Source organism: Shewanella halifaxensis HAW-EB4 (genome assembly GCF_000019185.1).
Classification (GTDB): domain Bacteria; phylum Pseudomonadota; class Gammaproteobacteria; order Enterobacterales; family Shewanellaceae; genus Shewanella; species Shewanella halifaxensis.
On record NC_010334.1, the window covers coordinates 3254581 to 3271878 of the forward strand.

The 17298-nt window shown below is 43.5% G+C and carries 17 protein-coding genes; 10 read left to right on the plus strand and 7 right to left on the minus strand.

Translation table 11 applies throughout. From position 1 onward, the window contains the following. The first annotated feature begins 57 nt into the window (after positions 1-57). The 6 genes from SHAL_RS13910 to SHAL_RS13935 all read left to right on the plus strand — a co-directional run bounded on the left by SHAL_RS13910 (position 58) and on the right by SHAL_RS13935 (position 6442). Positions 58-774, plus strand: coding sequence for an SIMPL domain-containing protein (locus tag SHAL_RS13910; protein ID WP_012277763.1), 717 nt, complete (start codon positions 58-60; stop codon positions 772-774). A gap of 199 nt (positions 775-973) precedes the next feature. Continuing rightward, positions 974-2011 (plus strand): efflux RND transporter periplasmic adaptor subunit, encoded by a 1038-nt coding sequence (locus tag SHAL_RS13915; protein WP_012277764.1) that lies wholly within the window; start codon positions 974-976, stop codon positions 2009-2011. A 35-nt stretch (positions 2012-2046) separates the two neighbouring features. Beyond that, positions 2047-5256 (plus strand): efflux RND transporter permease subunit, encoded by a 3210-nt coding sequence (locus SHAL_RS13920; RefSeq protein WP_012277765.1) that lies wholly within the window; start codon positions 2047-2049, stop codon positions 5254-5256. An 86-nt stretch (positions 5257-5342) separates the two neighbouring features. Further along, entirely contained in the window at positions 5343-5561 is a 219-nt protein-coding gene (locus tag SHAL_RS13925; protein WP_012277766.1) for a YgaP family membrane protein, read from the plus strand. A 24-nt stretch (positions 5562-5585) separates the two neighbouring features. Then, positions 5586-5981 carry a rhodanese-like domain-containing protein gene (locus SHAL_RS13930; protein WP_012277767.1) on the plus strand — a complete coding sequence of 132 codons (396 nt, stop codon included), beginning with the start codon at positions 5586-5588 and terminating at the stop codon, positions 5979-5981. Between the two features lie 143 nt (positions 5982-6124). Continuing rightward, the gene (locus SHAL_RS13935) at positions 6125-6442 is read left to right on the plus strand and encodes a VF530 family protein (RefSeq protein ID WP_012277768.1); all 318 of its coding nucleotides are present in this window, start codon (positions 6125-6127) and stop codon (positions 6440-6442) included. A 72-nt stretch (positions 6443-6514) separates the two neighbouring features. Here SHAL_RS13935 and SHAL_RS13940 read toward each other — a convergent pair whose 3' ends face one another. From SHAL_RS13940 to rssA, 7 genes are all read right to left on the minus strand, one after another. Continuing rightward, on the minus strand, positions 6515-7321 hold the full coding sequence (locus SHAL_RS13940; RefSeq protein WP_012277769.1) for a hypothetical protein: 807 nt from the start codon (positions 7319-7321) through the stop codon (positions 6515-6517). A 98-nt stretch (positions 7322-7419) separates the two neighbouring features. Then, complete coding sequence (ribA, locus tag SHAL_RS13945) at positions 7420-8049, minus strand: GTP cyclohydrolase II (protein WP_012277770.1); 630 nt, start codon at positions 8047-8049, stop codon at positions 7420-7422. Positions 8050-8263: 214 nt separating this feature from the next. Then, a complete protein-coding gene (locus SHAL_RS13950) occupies positions 8264-8620 on the minus strand; it encodes a YibL family ribosome-associated protein (RefSeq protein ID WP_012277771.1) in 357 nt (118 codons plus the stop codon). Positions 8621-8752: 132 nt separating this feature from the next. Next, positions 8753-9217, minus strand: a complete 465-nt coding sequence (gene nrdG, locus SHAL_RS13955) for an anaerobic ribonucleoside-triphosphate reductase-activating protein (protein ID WP_012277772.1) — start codon at positions 9215-9217, stop codon at positions 8753-8755. A gap of 102 nt (positions 9218-9319) precedes the next feature. Then, the gene (nrdD, locus tag SHAL_RS13960) at positions 9320-11437 is read right to left on the minus strand and encodes an anaerobic ribonucleoside-triphosphate reductase (protein WP_012277773.1); all 2118 of its coding nucleotides are present in this window, start codon (positions 11435-11437) and stop codon (positions 9320-9322) included. A gap of 254 nt (positions 11438-11691) precedes the next feature. Then, on the minus strand, positions 11692-12378 hold the full coding sequence (locus tag SHAL_RS13965) for a hypothetical protein (protein ID WP_012277774.1): 687 nt from the start codon (positions 12376-12378) through the stop codon (positions 11692-11694). A gap of 340 nt (positions 12379-12718) precedes the next feature. After that, a complete protein-coding gene (gene rssA, locus SHAL_RS13970) occupies positions 12719-13696 on the minus strand; it encodes a patatin-like phospholipase RssA (protein WP_012277775.1) in 978 nt (325 codons plus the stop codon). A 325-nt stretch (positions 13697-14021) separates the two neighbouring features. Between rssA and SHAL_RS13975 the strand changes: the two genes are divergently transcribed. The 4 genes from SHAL_RS13975 (at position 14022) to SHAL_RS13990 (ending at position 17257) form a co-directional block, all read left to right on the plus strand. Further along, on the plus strand, positions 14022-15368 hold the full coding sequence (locus SHAL_RS13975) for a DEAD/DEAH box helicase (RefSeq protein ID WP_041416019.1): 1347 nt from the start codon (positions 14022-14024) through the stop codon (positions 15366-15368). Positions 15369-15679: 311 nt separating this feature from the next. Then, complete coding sequence (locus SHAL_RS13980) at positions 15680-16123, plus strand: DUF3010 family protein (RefSeq protein ID WP_012277777.1); 444 nt, start codon at positions 15680-15682, stop codon at positions 16121-16123. Positions 16124-16207: 84 nt separating this feature from the next. Continuing rightward, the gene (locus tag SHAL_RS13985) at positions 16208-16714 is read left to right on the plus strand and encodes a M48 metallopeptidase family protein (RefSeq protein WP_012277778.1); all 507 of its coding nucleotides are present in this window, start codon (positions 16208-16210) and stop codon (positions 16712-16714) included. Positions 16715-16855: 141 nt separating this feature from the next. Further along, complete coding sequence (locus tag SHAL_RS13990; protein WP_012277779.1) at positions 16856-17257, plus strand: hypothetical protein; 402 nt, start codon at positions 16856-16858, stop codon at positions 17255-17257. The last annotated feature ends 41 nt before the right edge of the window (positions 17258-17298 follow it).

A 17298-nucleotide genomic window follows, 5' to 3' on the forward strand; every position in this document is an offset into this window, starting at 1 on the left:
TCTTCGCCTACTATTCCCTGCTAATTTAAAAGTACTTTCAGTCACCGCGAGCGCTTTATGTCTAAAAATAATTCCCTACCCGCCCTTATTCTTGGTAGCTTACTCTGCTTTGGCCTGATAATGTCAGCCAGCACCATTGGCGATAAGCTTATTAAGATGAAAGCCATGGAGCGAACAGTAACAGTAAAAGGCTTAGCCGAAAAAGAAGTAAAAGCCAATGTAGCGATTTGGCCAATTCGGTTCAGTGAAGTCGATAACGATCTCAATAATCTTTACCAAACGGTGCAAAACAAGACCGATAGAGTCGTCGACTTTTTAAAGCAGCAAGGTTTTAGTGAAGATGAAATTACCGTCGCTCTGCCTGCCATTGAAGATAGGCAAGCTCAAGGCTATGTCGACCCAAATGTTAAGTACCGCTACGCAGCAAAAATCTCTATCTCGTTATACACAGACAACGTCGAACTGCTGCTTACAACCCGCAGCAATATGCTGAGCCTTGCTAAAGATGGTATTGCCATTTCCGATCAAGACTACAATAGTAAAGCGCAGTTTTTGTTTACAGAGCTAAACAGAGTCAAACCGGAAATGATTCAATCTGCCACTCAAAATGCCCGTCAAGTTGCCGAGAAATTTGCCAAAGACTCAAACTCTAAACTAGGTAAAATTAAGCAAGCTTCCCAAGGGCAATTTAGTATCAATGACAGAGATAGCAACACTCCCTACATCAAAAAGGTTCGTATCGTTTCAACCTTAACCTACTTTCTTAACGATTAATCCCGCTGGGTTGGGCTGGATAAATATAAAGGCTTAACTTTGGTTAAGCCTTTATATTTTAAGCCTCATCAATGTGAGAAATATTGCCACAGAATCATCCATCGTATTTTTCTAATGAATAATGATTGCAGATAATGGCCACTTCCATTAGAATTATTGCATGGATTAATTTTGGCGTACTATTTGGCGTACTATAAATATGAAAAAATCATTATTTGGCTATCTACTGTTAGGCTCTATCCCTTTTTTCAGTATCTCGGCTTTTGCTGAAAGTAAACAACTCGAGTCTATAACCGTTGCCGCAAAGTCATATGCTAATTGGGTATCCCTTGACGCAATGGTAGAGCCAACTAAGTCAGCTACGGTTTCAGCCCAAACTTCCGGTCGAATTATCAATCTTAACTATGATATTAACGATATCGTTCCTGAAGGCGCTGCTTTACTCGAGATCACCAATAAAGAGCAAGGCGCACAGCTTGCTGCTGCCGAAGCCGATTACGCCAAAGCCAGTGCACTAAATACAGAAGCTCAGCTCCAACTCGAACGCTATCAAAAACTATTCCCAAAAGGCGCAATTTCAAAAGGAGAGATGGATGAAGCTGAAGCCAATGCAAAATCAACTAAACAGGCGGTTAGCGTAGCTAAAGCACGCATAACTCAAGCTACCGAGTCATTAAAATATACAGTCGTTAGTGCTCCTTTTTCTGGCGTTGTTACCCAAAGACATGTAGAGCAAGGCGAAACCGTCACTCCGGGGCAGCCACTCTACTCTGGTTACTCACTTAAACAGATGCGCGCCGTCACCCAAGTTCCTCAGCGTTACATACAAGCACTAAAACAGCAGCCTAAGTTCAAGTTAACCTTAAATAACGGCCAACAGCTCGACGTGAGTAATCCAACTCTATTCAGTTTTGTTGATCCCCAAAGTCATAGTTATAAAGTACGGATCCCTCTAGCTGAAAATACTCAAGGCGTGATCCCAGGAAGCATGATCAAAGCGCAATTCATCAGTGGTAGCCGAGACGCCTATTTTATTCCTCAATCGGCATTACTGACCATGAATGAGCTCAGTGCCGTTTATATTCAGCAAAATGATATCTGGGTGCTAAATCAAGTGAGATTGGGCCAGAACAATAACGGCATGGTTGAGATCTTGGCAGGTTTATCCGATGGCGATATTATCGCCAAAGATGCCTACCATGCGCTATTAATGCTTAAGCAAAGCAATAAACCATAAAACCTAATCGAACCTAGCTTTAAGGAAGACCTGTCATGCAAACTCAAAACAAATTAGGTATTTCTGGACGCATTGCTAGCGCTTTTCAATCCAGTGCTATCACACCATTATTGGCACTGCTGGGCTTATTATTCGGCCTATTTGCAGTATTAGTGACCCCTAAAGAGGAAGAGCCACAAATCGATGTGACCTTTGCCGATGTGTTTGTTCCCTTCCCCGGTGCGACTCCCCGAGAGGTGGAAAGTTTGGTCACCTTGCCCACCGAGCAGATAATCTCTGAAATTAAAGGTATCGACACCCTCTATTCGTTTTCACAGCCTGACGGCGCCCTGTTTATCGTGGTATTTGAAGTCGGCATTGAGCGTAATGACGCCATCGTAAAACTCTACAATCAAATTTATTCTAACCTCGACAAATTGCCCCTAGCGGCTGGCGTAGGAGAACCACAAATAAAGCCTCGTGGTATCGATGATGTGCCTATTGTTAGCCTAACGCTATGGTCAAAACAGCCTCAAGTCTCAGCCGAGCAACTCACCCATATTGCTAACGGCTTAGAAACTGAAATTAAACGTATTCCTGGCACCAGAGAAATCAGCTCCGTTGGCGAGCACCAGCTAATATTAAACGTCAGAATCGATCCGCTTAAACTGAACTACTATGGCATCTCTTTTGATGAAATAAATCAAAGCCTCAGTAGCAACAACCATATTTCAATGCCTGCATCTCTTGTACAAGGTAACCAAGAGATTAAGGTTCAGGCTGGACAATTCCTACAAAATATTGAAGATGTAAAGCAGTTAGTCGTTGCCGTAAAGCAGGACGCCAGTGGTCAAGCGTCACCCGTTTATCTCGCCGATCTAGCGCAAATCAGTCTCAAGTCAGATATCCCAGTGAAAAGCGCCTGGCATGGAGACAAGCAAGAGATCTATCCAGCCGTTACCATCGCAATAGGCAAACAGCCGGGTAAAAATGCTGTTGATGTCGCCAACGCTATCTTAGAGCGCGTCAACCAAGTTGAAAACGTACTGATCCCCGACGGGGTTGAGGTGAGCATATCGCGCAACTATGGCGAAACGGCAGGTGATAAAGCCAACACCTTAATGTTAAAGCTAGTGTTTGCCACAGCCGCGGTGGTGATCTTAGTCTTAATCACGATGGGATTTAGAGAAGCTATAGTGGTTGGAATAGCCATCATCATCACCCTAGCCCTTACGCTTTTTGCCTCTTGGGCTTGGGGCTTTACCCTCAATCGAATATCGCTGTTTGCATTGATATTTTCAATCGGGATCTTAGTCGATGATGCCATTGTGGTGGTTGAAAATATTCACCGACATATGGCGATGGGTAAACGCTCTTTCTCTGAGCTTATTCCCATTGCAGTCGATGAAGTAGGCGGTCCGACCATACTCGCAACGTTTACCGTTATTGCCGCCCTACTCCCTATGGCCTTTGTATCTGGTTTGATGGGCCCCTATATGAGCCCTATCCCAATCAATGCCAGTATGGGCATGCTGATCTCTCTTGGTGTAGCATTTATGATCACCCCTTGGCTGAGCCGCAAATTTCTTAAATACCCGCAGACCCCGCATAATGAGAAGCAGCATAGTGAACAGCATCTTAACCAAGGCATCATGTTTAAATTGTTTAACCATTTAATTGGCCCCTTTGTCCAAGGTAAAAATGCCAGAAAAGCAAGACTTGGCTTAGCGGCTGGTATTTTCATTCTCATTGCTGGAGCCATTGCACTTCCAATGGCAAAGTTAGTGGTGCTAAAGATGCTCCCCTTCGATAACAAGTCTGAGTTTCAAGTGATGGTTGACTTGCCAGAGGGCACGCCGGTTGAGCAGACACAAAAAGCACTCAAAGAGTTAGGTCGCTACCTTAATCAGGTTGAAGAAGTTGAGAGCTATCAGCTTTATGCCGGTACCAGTGCACCGATGAACTTTAATGGCTTAGTGCGTCACTATTTCCTGCGTCAAACTCAGGAACTCGGCGACATTCAAGTTAACTTAGTCGATAAGAAACACCGTGACCGTGATAGCCACAGCATAGCCTTATCGGTTCGCGAGCCACTGCAAGCTATTGGTGAAAAATATAACGCCAATATCAAAGTGGTCGAAGTGCCACCAGGGCCGCCAGTTTGGTCTCCTATACTGGCTGAAGTCTACGGCCCCAGTGAAGCAATACGCGAGCAAGCCGCCAATGCGCTCCTAGACGTATTAAAACAGACCAAGGATGTGGTCGACATCGACATTTACCTGCCTGAGTCAGCCGCCAAATGGCAGGTTATTATCGACAGAAGTAAAGCCAGTTTACTCGGCGTTCCTTATAGTAAAATTGTCGACTTAGTCGCCACGGCCGTCGGTGGTAAGGATATTAGCTATCTATATAAAGCGAACCAAAAGCACCCAGTACCCATCAACATCCAGCTACAAGAAGGTGCCAAAGTTGATTTGGACCAGGTACTCAATTTAACCTTACGCGGCAATAACAACCAGGCCGTTGCGTTATCAGAACTGGTCCGTATCGACAAAGGTAATATCGATGCACCGATCATCCATAAGAATATGATCCCGATGATCATGGTGGTTGCTGATATGGCGGGGCCACTAGATAGTCCGTTATACGGCATGTTTGATATGGTCGGGAAAATCAATGATAAGCAAGGTCTTGGCTTTGACCAACACTATATCAGCCAACCTAATGGACTCGATAGTGTAGCCATCCTTTGGGATGGTGAGTGGAAAATTACCTACGAAACATTCCGAGATATGGGTATCGCTTATGCTGTTGGCATGATCGCTATTTATCTGTTAGTGGTCGCCCAATTTAGATCCTACATTGTTCCACTCATCATTATGGCACCTATTCCACTGACGATTATTGGCGTCATGCCGGGGCATGCACTGTTAGGAGCACAATTTACCGCAACCTCCATGATAGGCATGATCGCCCTAGCGGGGATTATTGTGCGTAACTCGATTCTTTTGGTCGATTTTATTGTTCAAGAAACGGCAGCAGGCGTGCCTTTTGAGCAAGCTGTGATCCACTCCGGTGCAGTGAGAGCCAAGCCCATTATGCTAACGGCATTGGCCGCCATGATTGGTGCGCTGTTTATCATAGACGATCCCATTTTCAATGGGCTGGCAATCAGCCTTATCTTTGGCATCTTAATTTCAACACTGTTAACCCTCGTTGTCATCCCAGTGCTTTATTACGCAGTGATGAAAAAGCGTTATCAGTAATTCAACCTCACGTATTGGCGCTCAAAAGGCGCCAATACCCTTATCAAAACCTATAACAGCTTAGCTGAATTTAAACAGGAGTTTCTATGTCAATTGAACGCGCCATCATGGCATTCGCAGGGTTTATGGTTTTAGTATCCATAGCTCTAACTGTATGGATTAATGATAATTTTATCTGGTTAACCGTTTTTGTAGGAGCTAATTTATTTCAAAGCGCCTATACTGGATTTTGTCCGGCGGCGATGATTATGCGTAAATTAGGCTTTAAATCCGAAGCGCAATTAGCGTCTGCCAATAAAGATTAAATAAAAATAAATAAAGGTATATTGATGAGTAACGCGTTTAATTTACAGCAAAAACGACCAAAAACCATGCTTTGGTTGTTAGGGCTAAGTGTTTTACTGATGATGTTTAGCGCTTTGGCAATGGCCGCAGATCAAGACCCTAAAGTCACTTGGCAAAAAATTGAAGCCGGTGCCTTAGTCGTGGATGTCCGTACGCCAGGAGAGTTTGCTCAGGGGCACCTACCGAACGCAATCAATATTCCTTATGAGCAAATTAACACTGAATTTGCCAATAAGCAGATCGCAAAAGACCGCTCTGTTGTGGTTTATTGCCGTAGTGGCAATCGCAGCGGTATCGCCAACCAAATGTTAGTCAGTGAAGGTTACACCAATGTTTATAATGGTGGTGGATACCAAATGCTAATGAGCAAGCAGCACTAAGATGCTCATTGTTCAATGACTTTTATAAGTGAGAGCCTTATGGCTCTCTTTTTATTGCAATATTAAGCTCAAGACCTGTTATTAATAAACTGATATAATTAATTCATTCAGGTAAGTACCAACAAGACGATTGCAACAAGACTATGACTCAAGTAAACAACCCACTACATGGCATTAAGCTCGAAGACTTATTAACGGATCTTGTCGATCATTATGGTTGGGAGGAGCTAGGTAGCCGTATCGAAATCCGCTGCTTTACTCATGATCCGAGCATAAAATCGAGTTTAAAGTTTTTGCGTAAAACACAATGGGCAAGAGATAAAGTTGAGTACCTTTATCTTAAAATGAATAAATTACCCCTGCCTGCGCCAAGAGATTATGACGGTGAAAATCGTGTCGCTAAACCGCAAAAATCTAAAGAGCCATTACCTGAGGTCAATGCGAAAATTTGGGGAAAATAATCCCATTAAGCAAGAGACTAAATACGTTGGTTTAATCGTCGATCTGATTAAGCCAATGATTTACGATGATTTTTAGAGAGGAAACTCAAAAATTAAACGCCAAACCTCAACACCATCACCCGCCCGGTAACTAATCCCAAAGCGATCAATATTAACTAAGTCCCAACCTATCGGCTTTGAAAAAGCCAAGGTGATCCCAGCTTCAAAACTATTCGCCACCAGCACGTCCTCTTCAAATGGCGTAGTGAACTTTAAGCGATCGAAATACCAATAGCCTGCGGCGAAAAATCGAGGTTCCATATCGACTCCCCCAAGCTGAAAATGAAGATTGGTACCGATATCGACACCGGATTGCACTGCGGAATATGTCTCGCTCGAACCATCATGTAAGGTGCTATAACCGGCAAAAAATATACGGTTCACCCATACAGGATCAGAATCGCCCAACTCAAAATCAAGCAGGCTCGACATCCCAGCTGAATAGATAATCACATCGTTACTATTGGTAAAGTTGGTGCCAAAACCAAGATCGGCATACGTTTGGAATTCATGGGTATCTGAGGTTTTGATTCGATACTCCAATCCAGGAGTTACCGTTAAGGTTCCGACACTCGAGGGAAATTCACCTTCGGGTAAATCACGCCAAGTAAAGTTGAAAAAACCCATGGATACCGGTGTTTTCAGGACTAATGATTCTGTTTCACTGCGCTGCAAGTCGAAACTAATGGGAATATTGGCGACCGTCGCGTTTTGACCAGCCGTGCGATAGAGTCCGCTACCCAAATAATTAGCAAATGCGTAATGGCTGTAATCGGTCTCAGAATGAGCAGGCAATATAAACAAGAGAGGTGAAATGGAAAGGTAACGCAAACGGGCCATAAATTGACTTTAAACTTAATTAAACTCTAATCGATAGCCCGAATATAGCGGTATTGCAGGGTAAAATCCATGAAAACTAACACTTTTACCGAAAGGGATTAATCTTTCTTTGCTTCAGTATCAGCGTCAGTAAAGTGGTGCTCAGACATCATGTGGCCTAACTCGGTCGACTTTGTCTTGAGGTAACCTTCGTTATAGCGATTTTTACCCACTTGCAATGGCACTCGCTCAACGACCTCTAAACCAAAGCTTTGCATCGCCTTCACTTTACGAGGGTTATTGGTCATTAGGCGAACTTTAGCGACACCAATCTTCTCCATCATCGGAATGATCATGTCGTATTTACGCATATCGGCTTCAAAGCCTAAGCGTTCGTTGGCTTCTACTGTATTCGCGCCTTGATCTTGTAGCTCATAAGCACGGATTTTATTCAGCAAACCAATGCCACGGCCTTCTTGGCGTAGATAAAGAATAAAGCCTTGCCCTTCTTCAGCTACATTTTGCATTGCTGTTTGCAGCTGAAAACCACAGTCACAACGCAGACTAAACAATGCATCACCAGTTAAACATTCTGAGTGAATACGCCCGAGGATGGGTGCATCTGGAGAAAGTGTACCAAAGGTAAGCGCAACGTGCTCTTTACCCGTCTCACTATCTTCAAAACCATGCATTTCGAAAACACCCCAAGGGGTCGGTAATTTTGAAGACGCTATATATTTAATCGACATGAAAAACCTTAACGACAACTCTCACTCCATGAGACTGCAAACGTCCTGATAAAGAAAATAAATGCTTGAGACGATACTCTTGCTAGCTCAATGATCAAATCAGTCTATGGCTTAAAGTGTTCTCTAATCCGCCATAGACTTAACTTGAGCAAGCATAAGCCCAGCGCTTAAAGATAACCTTGAAGCGGCTCACTAAATCAATAACTAAAAGCAGTTAAAACTCTTTTGGTGCAAAGCCTGTGACTTGCTTGATCCCCATTTCACGACCTAATGCCGTCATTGGGTGCACCACAACTAAACCTTTAACTGACTTTTTAAGCTTGCCCATGTCTGCTTGCTCGGCTTTAGTCAATACACGGCTAAACTTAAGGCCAACAACTGTACTGCCTTCTTTGCTTAGCTCACGAGTCTGTTGACCTTTAACAGCGCTAATCCGCTTAGTAACAGCTGCAATTTCTTTTTTAAACTGCATCACAATTGTAGGATCAGCACGCTTTTCAGCTGCTGCTAGCTTACGACGAAATTTGTCTAACTTATCGTTGAGCGTTTGCAGCTCCTGCTTTAAATTCATTTACAGACCTTAAATTCAAATCTAATTAACACGTTTAGAAACAAAAACAGCCTCAGTTAACTGACGCTGTTTTGCCATTATTGCCACATTATAACAGTATATATGTCAATTTTACCTAGGTTTATAGCAAGCTTATCTTAGATAATGGATCTCTTGGTTACTACTTCCCTTAAAAACTAAGCTTGGGTCGGCAAGCGATTGCTCAAACTTACCATCAACCACAACATTCACTAAGTCGACAATTTCCTGCTGCTGAGCCGTTAAATTCCCTAAGGTGTAGCCCGTCCATAACCAAATATCTTTACCCGGACACTGCTCCCTCACCAGCTTAACTAACGACAATATCGCCGCTAGATTTGCAGGAAACAGAGGATCGCCACCAGATAACGACAAACCACGGCGCTTAATACGCTGATCATTTAAATCATCAATAACGCGCTGTTGCATCTGTTCATCAAATAGATGACCAGAGCAAGGATTCCAAGTGGACTGGTTATAGCAACCACGACATTGATGCTCGCATCCCGACACAAAAAGTGTGGTCCGAGTACCGGGCCCATTAATCACATCGGTTTGATAATATTGATGATAATTCATATTAAACTCGTTTCAGCTTGGGAGATAAAAAAGGTGCTGATATCAGCACCTTTCATATTTCAGTCATTACTTGAACGCGATGATTGCGCTACAAATTAGGTATTATAGATGCTTAACGCGGCGCTTAACTTCTTCTTGCTTACCATAGTTAAACGGTCTTGCATCAGGGCTACCTAAATAACCACATACACGACGAGTCACTGACACGCGGCTTGGCTCATGGTTGCCACACTTAGGGCAAGTGAAACCTTTACTGGTACAGCTAAACTCACCAGTAAAGCCACAATCGTAACACTCATCGATAGGTGTGTTAGTGCCGTAATATGGCACTCTGCTATAACTGTAGTCCCACACGTTTTCTAACGCTTCTACGTTATTTTGCATGTTAGGGAATTCGCCGTAACAGATGAAACCGCCGTTAGCTATCTCAGGATATGGCTGTTCAAAATCAATCTTGTCGTATGGGTTAACTTGCTTTTCAACGTCCAAATGGAAGCTGTTGGTATAGTAACCTTTAGCGGTAACCCCATCAACGACACCAAATACCTTGGTATCGAGTGCACAGAAACGGCTACACAAGTTTTCACTTGGCGTGCTGTACAAACTAAATGCGTAACCAGACTCAGCTTTCCAGCTGTCAGTTGCTTGCTTCATGTACTTAATAACCGCAATGGCTTTTTCACGTAGCATTTCACTGTCGTAAACATGCTCTTCAGTGCCATAAAGCGCATTAATGGTTTCATGCAGACCGATGTAGCCTAATGAAATAGATGCACGGCCATTTTTGAAGATCTCAGAAATATCGTCATCGGCACGTAAACGTACGCCGCAAGCACCTTCCATATAAAGGATAGGAGCGACACGCGCCTTAACACCTTCAAGACGCGAGATACGAGTATCCAAGGCCTTACGAGACATGGCTAAACGTGTGTCAAGAATACGATAAAACTCAGCTTCATCACCTTTTGCTTCTAGCGCAATGCGTGGCAGGTTCAAACTCACAACACCTAAGTTGTTGCGGCCTTCATGCACAAGCTCACCATCTTGCTCGAACGTACCTAAGAAGCTACGGCAGCCCATTGGCGTCTTAAATGAACCCGTCACTTTCTCAACTTGTTCATAGTTAAGAATATCGGGATACATACGCGTTGAAGCGCACTTAAGTGCCAACTGCTTGATGTCGTAGTTACAATCACCCGCTTTATGGTTGATGCCATCACGAATAGCGAAAACAAGTTTTGGGAATACCGCTGTTTTACGGTTCTTACCCAAACCTGCAATACGTACTGTCATCATGGACTGTTGAATTAAGCGTGACTCCCAAGAGGTGCCTAAACCAAAACCAAAGGTCACAAATGGGGTTTGACCATTTGCCGTATGTAGCGTGTTCACTTCATACTCTAGTGACTGGAATGCATCATGACACTCTTTTTCAGTTTGCGCCGTTGCAAACGCTTTCGCGTCAGTAATGCCCCAGTTTAATGCCACTTGGTAGTGCTTGTCGTAACTCTTAGCGACAAAGGGTGCCAAGACCTCATCGATACGGTTAATCGTCGTACCGCCATAGATATGGCTTGCCACTTGCGCAATAATTTGCGCCGTCACTGCTGTCGCGGTTGAAATTGACTTAGGGGTTTCAATTTCAGCGTTACCCATCTTAAAGCCCTGAGTTAACATGCCACTTAGGTCAATAAGCATACAGTTAAACATCGGGAAGAATGGCGCGTAATCTAGGTCGTGGTAGTGGATCTCACCAGACTCATGTGCGGCAACGACATCTTTAGGTAAAATGTGGCATTTGGCATAATGCTTGGCCACGATACCCGCAAGCAAGTCGCGCTGAGTTGGGATCACTTTAGAGTCTTTATTGGCGTTCTCGTTCAACAAAGCCGCATTGCTTTGCTCAACCAAACCACGGATCTCTTTATTCAAACGACTGCTAACTTCACGATTGGTATCTCTATCGTGACGGTATTCGATGTAAACGCGCGCCAAAGATTTGTACGGCCCTTCCATCAGCAAGTTTTCAACTGTGTCTTGCAGATCGTGAATGTTAACTTCAGCTAACTGCGACACACTTTCTCTTACATTTTCAGCAATCTGTTGTGCGTATTCAGCGCACTCAATACCTGCCGAGTTAGCAGCTGCTATCACGGCGTCTTTAATCCTTGTTTCGTCAAAAGGCGTACGGTAACCATCCCGTTTAATAACCACTGGCATTGTATAAATCCTCTTCAGCTCGCTCATCAAAGTAACACTATATATAGTGCTACTTTTTCAATAAATCACAATATGTGGCGTATTAAGCTATAAAATAATGATAAGTACTTTGATCCAGATCATTATTTTAAAAGAGGATGACAATAAGAAAACAGTTATGCCTACAAAGCCACTGATCTCAAATTATGGCCTTGACGAAGACCTAGAAGCGGGCTAGTGACAGGATAATTTAGGTATAAATTGTGGATAAAAATCTAATGTCTTTTAGCTAAAGCAAGGTAGCTATTAAGTTGACCGTTTTCCTGTTGATGCTCACCAGTCATAGAGGCTAATTGCATCAAAGATTTAAGTCCTTTGTAATGATTTGCTTGCGCTTCACTCAGTGGTTTTTCCGAATTTAACAGCTCGGTGATCTGGCTTGAAACACGGTTGGCTTTCTGAGCAACTAATGGCGACTGAGAGATATCCATCGCTCCCATCACCCACTTTGCATCATCTAACATCGCTGCTAGCTTTTTGTCATCATCACTATCACTCAAGCTGGCACGTTGCTCGTCGATAAAGTCAGATAGCGATTGCTCATCGGCTGGGGGGATTTCAAAGCCACTGTTAGATAATCGATTAAGCTGCCCCTCTGAAAGAATGCCATCTTGATAGAGACGTTGAATGAGAGCCGGTAATTGCGCCGAATTAAATTGCCCCCCTTTAAAAAAGTCATTCGCCATCGCCTCTATTTTCTTCGCTCTTTCTGCACGGTCTGATAACACAAGCGTATTATCATTTTTTGTCAGCGACGTGGTTTCAGCTTGGACGGTTTTAGCGCCTACCTCTGTAGCAACTCCTGCACCGCCAACATTTGACTGGCCACTATTAACGCCATAGGCGTCGGATACAAGTGCATTACTATTTACTGCGTTACTGATACTGCTAAGTGGGTTCATCGTCAAAAAGCCGGCGTAGAAAGAGTATAAATATCTCTAAAGCATTTAACGTGCCGACTTCTTTAATTAGAATATCAATTGATTACTTTTACGCCAACTCTTGAGTTATACCAATCACATTAAATATGTGATTGGTATTAACGCCAAGCAAAACGTCCTAAGCGGTTCAATTTGTTCTGCGTTCAAACTGGCCTTGTTCTAGCTTATAACTTGCTTAAAAAGAGCTTTCAGCTCAATGAGCAGTAAAACACGGTATTTAGGCATATATAAAACCAGAAAAAGGTCACAAAAAAGGCGCGATTAGCGCCTCTTTATTCAAAAACCAAACACACAAAACCGTTTAGACTTCATGCTGTATCAGAGCCGCTTCAATCAAGTGCGCTACTTTCTCAACCGCAGCTTCACCAGCCGCAATCGCTTCTTCAGCACGATGAAACTCCATAGTTCCTATATTCCCTATATCCGGCACGATACAGATATCAGGCGGATCGCCCATCAAACGCGCTCGCTTATGGCGCCCTTCCAAAATTTCCATCGATTGATGCATGACCGCTAGCATCCCCGGATTAGGGTTATGCGGTGCATTGCTCTTACCACCAAGGGAGAACTTATCAGTTAAACCCGTAATGTAACCCCTGCCTCGAGCTAACAGATCGGTAAAGCCTTTATCTTTATGCTTCTCAGCCTCATGCACTTCTTCGGGTGTTGGCTTGTTACTTTTCATATTCACGGGTAAAACTTGCATACGACCACGACGAAGCCCATGCAGATCGACCGCAATCACGAGGTCTACGCCCATGGCGCGGCTAACCGAAACGGGAACAGGGTTAACGACTGCACCATCAACCAACCAACGCTCGCCTACCTTAACGGGTGGCAAAATACCCGGCATAGAGCAAGATGCCCGTACAGCGTGGCGTAAATCCCCTTCCTTAAACCAAATTTCTTGGCCGGAATACAGATCGGTCGCAACTGCAGCAAACGGCTTTTTCAGGTCTTCTATCTGCAGATCACCAATACGCTGCTGCAGCACATCAAATACTCGCTCACCACCAATAAGACCGCCTCGGCCCCAACTGAGATCCATCAGCCCAAGTACATCCCAGCTGCTAAAACTGCGCACCCAACTCTCAAGCTCTTCTAAGTGATCATTGGCGTAAGCCGCACCGACTAACGCACCAATTGAACAACCTGCAATTTTATCGGGATAGATCCCCATTTTAGCAAGGCCATTTAGTACACCAATATGCGCCCAACCTTTTGCGGCTCCGCTACCTAATGCTAAACCTATTCGTACTGATTTTTTATTTGTAGACACGCTAAAATGACTCCATAGGTCAGCTTTAAAGTAGACTCTTTAACACTCAATGCCAAAGCGCCTTTTATCAATTTCTAAGTCACGCTCGGCGCTAATGAAATAACGCTAAGCTAAATAAGCACTTAATCATTCTCTACTGGATAAAACCAATCGTTATAGTCAGCTGAATCTGTAAATCATAGCGACACTAGACGAAGGTTCCCACTGGAAAGTTTAGCATTTTAGCAGAAATCTCTCCATTGAAGAACAAAGTTGAGGGTATTCGTAGCGCATTGGTAAATCTGTAGGTTATAATATGCGGTCGTATCATTTATGGAGTACACCTTTGCAATTTACCGATTTCGCACTGGATCAGCGTCTGTTACAGAGTCTTAAGCACATGGGCATTGACACCCCAACAGAGATCCAGGAGCAAGCCATTCCTATCGCCCTTGCAGGCAAAGATTTAATGGCGTCTTCTAAAACAGGCTCTGGTAAAACATTGGCCTTTTTGTTGCCAGCGATGCAAAGACTGATTTCGTGTAAAGCATTGAGTAAGCGTGATCCTCGGGTAGTCATTCTATTACCGACCCGTGAACTTGCGACTCAAGTGTACAGCCAGCTACGATTATTAGTTGCCAATACTCAATTCAAGGCAACTAAAATTTTAGGTGGTGAAAACTTTAATGATCAAGCTAAAGCCTTAGCCCGTGATCCGCATTTTGTTGTGGCAACACCAGGGCGCTTAGCTGACCACCTAAAGCAGCACCACCTTCACCTTAATGGTCTTGAACTGCTGATTTTAGATGAAGCTGACCGCATGCTTGATCTTGGCTTTGCTGAGCAGTTAAAGCTAATTAACAACGCGGCAGACCATAAGCGTCGCCAAACCTTAATGTTCTCTGCAACCCTAGATCATGGTGATGTGAATGACATTGCCAACGAACTATTAAAGTTCCCTGAGCACGTGGCAATTGGCGCAAGTAATCTAGAGCACAAAGATATTACTCAGCGTATCTTCTTATGTGATCACTTAGATCATAAAGAAGCGATTTTGACTCGCATTCTAAAAGAAGAGCAGCAAAAACAGATCATCATCTTTACTGCCACAAGACAAGATACAGACCGTTTAGCGACAAAGTTAGCTGCAGAAGGTTTTAAAACCGCATCATTAAGCGGCGAGCTAAAGCAAAATGCGCGTAACCAGATCATGGATGAGTTTAGCCGTGGTTTGCAGCAAATCCTTGTAACGACAGACGTTGCATCTCGTGGACTGGATCTATTAAACGTCTCTTTAGTGATCAACTTTGATATGCCAAAGTTTGCCGAAGAGTATGTTCACCGTATTGGTCGTACTGGCCGTGCTGGTGCAAAAGGTGATGCAATCTCACTTGTTGGTCCTAAAGATTGGGTTAACTTTACCCAAGTACAAACTTTCTTAAATAAGACGTTCAACTTCAGTGAGCTTGAAGGTCTTAAAGCTAAGTTCAGTGGTTTAAAGGCTAAGGCAGCAAACAAAACTAAAGCCAAGCCAGCCGCGACAGCCAAAAAGAAAGCAGCGACCGCTAAAAGAAAATCGACGGCTAAAGCTGCTGCAAATCGTGATAGACGTTTTGCCACAGGTGTTGACGTGGGTGATGCACCAATGCTTAGAAAACCAAAATCTAAGCTTCAAGATACACCTGAAGACTAAATCTTGCAGTTGCAGTGTTTTGCACTCTGGTTATGTTAACTAGTTCGCGATTCATTTAAGCAAGAAAACAAGCCGCATTGATGATTATCACTGCGGCTTTTTTTATTCAAACATTGTGGATCAAATACTTTGCTTATTGATTTAAAAATAGCGTCTATCGCTACTCCTCGCTGCAAAGTGCATTCTGTTAGCGATGCTAGCCACCTGAGTAACGAAAAGTAATTTATTCGCGGCATAAAGCGCATTAAAACGCTGACCGTTTCGAGAAATAGCGCTACAATATCCGCAATATTGTTTTTTTAAGGTTTATCATGAGAATTTGTGGCGTAGAGTTAAAAGGTGGCGAAGCCATCATCAGTTTATTAAGTTATGAAGGCGAAACGTATAACGTGCCGGATTGCCGTCAAAAATCATTCGTGATTTCAAACTCAGAAAACACCGAAACTATGCGTGATTTTCACTTCGCTTTTGGTAAGTTGATTGAAGACTACAGAGTCGATGAAATCGCCATTATCGAACGTGAGCAGAAAGGTAAAGGCGCAGGCAGCGTAACCAGCTTTAAATTAGAAGCCCTTATTCAAATCCTGCCTGTCAACGTGACGTTGGTATCACCTGTGGCTATCAAAGAGCAGTTAAAGCGTAATCCACCTCAGGTAGATTTCGAAGGTCTTGAGCTTAAGCGTTTCCAAAAGAGTGCATTCGAAGCCGCTTATGCATTCCATAATATGACGATTTACAAGACAGACGAAGAATAAGTACTGTCACAGTAAATACTAATGGGCGCACTCAGGGCGCCCTTTTTATATATCCTCTGTCTTGTCCTCGAATATAAGTAAAGCATGCAAAAACTCACTTACCTCGCGGGTTACTCAAGCGAAATCCAAGATCAAGTTCAACATTTATTAGACCAAGATCAACTCGGACAATTCCTGCTTAAACGTCACCCAGAGATCCACTCTGTTCGCACTGATAAGGCCCTGTATGACTACACGATTGCGATTAAGAACCAATATCTGCGTAAGTCTCAGCCCTTATCGAAAGTGATCTTCGATGACAAAATCTCCCTAAGCCATCAGGCGCTTGGATTGCATTCTTACGTCGCCCGTAAACAAGGGGCAAAGATAAAAGCTAAGAATGAAATTCGAATATCATCACGGCTTAAAAAAGTACCCGAAGGACTGCTGAGGATGGTTGTGGTGCATGAGCTTGCTCATTTAAAAGAAAAAGAACATAACAAAGCCTTTTATCAACTTTGTTGCCACATGGACGGTGACTACCACCAATTGGAGTTTGAGCTAAGGTTGTTACTCACCTTAATCGATACAGAGCAAAATCCGTACACTTGATGGTAAACAGCCACTTTGCCTAAAATGTCAAAACCAGTTAACGATAATGATTTTCATTTAAAGTCAATTCGATTACACTTTAGCCAATCAAGTGTTTAGACATTTTCTAATTGTTTGGCGGATCGTAATGAGTGGTGAGAGATGAATGATGATTTAATCAAAAAGCAGCAGAAGTGTCGCCGAAAGCTGGCTAAATATCAGCAGAAAATCAGCCATTATTCGCAACTAAAAGACAGCGAAATATCCCTTAAAAAGCGCGCAGCCAAGCTGTGTAAATATCGCTTGAAAATCATCAAGCGTCAGCTAAAGCTTAAACGTATCGACGCGCAAATTATCCAATTCGCCGCTTACACTAACCTCACCCCAGCTAATGATGCAGCCGCTAATGCATCAATATTTACACCGCTAAGGACCCACCAGCAAACCATTGCTCAAGCTCACTTGTATCGCCCCCATAAGCGCCAGCCTTGTAAAAGTTGCCCAGCACTTCGCGGCAAAGCCTGCTTATGCGCGATGAAAAGCGAACAGCGTAAACAAGCATAGATATGCCCCTTCGAATGAAGGATTTATACATTCTATTTTTG

Excerpts from the sequence above, each read along its gene's own strand:
- SHAL_RS13980 (WP_012277777.1), top strand. The coding sequence starts at position 15,680 with ATGAGAATTTGTGGCGTAGAGTTAAAAGGTGGCGAAGCCATCATCAGT.
- SHAL_RS13985 (WP_012277778.1), top strand. The coding sequence starts at position 16,208 with ATGCAAAAACTCACTTACCTCGCGGGTTACTCAAGCGAAATCCAAGAT.
- ribA (WP_012277770.1), bottom strand. The coding sequence starts at position 8,049 with ATGTCGATTAAATATATAGCGTCTTCAAAATTACCGACCCCTTGGGGT.
- SHAL_RS13990 (WP_012277779.1), top strand. The coding sequence starts at position 16,856 with ATGAATGATGATTTAATCAAAAAGCAGCAGAAGTGTCGCCGAAAGCTG.
- SHAL_RS13935 (WP_012277768.1), top strand. The coding sequence starts at position 6,125 with ATGACTCAAGTAAACAACCCACTACATGGCATTAAGCTCGAAGACTTA.
- SHAL_RS13920 (WP_012277765.1), top strand. The coding sequence starts at position 2,047 with ATGCAAACTCAAAACAAATTAGGTATTTCTGGACGCATTGCTAGCGCT.
- SHAL_RS13930 (WP_012277767.1), top strand. The coding sequence starts at position 5,586 with ATGAGTAACGCGTTTAATTTACAGCAAAAACGACCAAAAACCATGCTT.
- SHAL_RS13950 (WP_012277771.1), bottom strand. The coding sequence starts at position 8,620 with ATGAATTTAAAGCAGGAGCTGCAAACGCTCAACGATAAGTTAGACAAA.
- nrdD (WP_012277773.1), bottom strand. The coding sequence starts at position 11,437 with ATGCCAGTGGTTATTAAACGGGATGGTTACCGTACGCCTTTTGACGAA.
- SHAL_RS13915 (WP_012277764.1), top strand. The coding sequence starts at position 974 with ATGAAAAAATCATTATTTGGCTATCTACTGTTAGGCTCTATCCCTTTT.
- nrdG (WP_012277772.1), bottom strand. The coding sequence starts at position 9,217 with ATGAATTATCATCAATATTATCAAACCGATGTGATTAATGGGCCCGGT.
- SHAL_RS13925 (WP_012277766.1), top strand. The coding sequence starts at position 5,343 with ATGTCAATTGAACGCGCCATCATGGCATTCGCAGGGTTTATGGTTTTA.
- SHAL_RS13965 (WP_012277774.1), bottom strand. The coding sequence starts at position 12,378 with ATGAACCCACTTAGCAGTATCAGTAACGCAGTAAATAGTAATGCACTT.
- SHAL_RS13910 (WP_012277763.1), top strand. The coding sequence starts at position 58 with ATGTCTAAAAATAATTCCCTACCCGCCCTTATTCTTGGTAGCTTACTC.
- SHAL_RS13940 (WP_012277769.1), bottom strand. The coding sequence starts at position 7,321 with ATGGCCCGTTTGCGTTACCTTTCCATTTCACCTCTCTTGTTTATATTG.